The organism is Clostridium chromiireducens, assembly GCF_002029255.1.
Taxonomy (GTDB): Bacteria; Bacillota; Clostridia; order Clostridiales; family Clostridiaceae; genus Clostridium; species Clostridium chromiireducens.
Genome location: NZ_MZGT01000181.1, coordinates 1 through 660, shown reverse-complemented (window position 1 = coordinate 660; position 660 = coordinate 1). Strand labels below are relative to the sequence as shown.

The following is a 660-nucleotide window of genomic DNA, read 5'->3' as shown; positions in this document are numbered from 1 at the left end:
ACTCTACATGCGCCACACATGCCTGTACCATCAACCATTATTGGATTTAAGCTTACTGTTGTTGGAATATTTAATTCCTTAGTTAACATAGAAGTAAATTTCATCATTATCATTGGTCCAATGATAATTGCATGATCATACTTTTTACCTTGATTATTAACTAATTCTTTAAGCATATCTGATCCTGTCCCTTTAGACCCATATGAGCCATCATCAGTTGTCACATAAAGGTTTCCTGAAACTTTCTTTAATTCTTCTTCATATATCAATAAATCTTTGTTTCTGCTTCCTAAAATAACATCCACTGCTATTCCTTGTTCATGCATCCATTTCACTTGTGGATATACTGGTGCTGCACCAACTCCACCTGCCACAAAGACTAAATTCTTCTTCTTTAATTCTTCTATATCCTCATGTATAAATTCACTTGGTACTCCTAATGGTCCAACAAAGTCAGCTACATAATCCCCTTCATTAAACGTAGCTAACTGCTTAGTTCCTTTTCCTACAGTTTGAAAAACTATAGTTACTGTTCCCTTTTCTGCATCATAATCCGCTATAGTTAAAGGAATTCTTTCACCCTTTTCGTCATTCTTTATAATAATAAATTGCCCTGGTTTTGCAGACTTTGCCACTCTTGGAGCTTCTATATCCATTAAA

General features: G+C 34.5%; 1 protein-coding gene. It reads right to left on the bottom strand.

Annotated features, from left to right (window positions below):
• On the bottom strand, positions 1-660 hold a 660-nt coding region (locus tag CLCHR_RS24270), incomplete at both ends, for a sulfide/dihydroorotate dehydrogenase-like FAD/NAD-binding protein (RefSeq protein ID WP_139376296.1).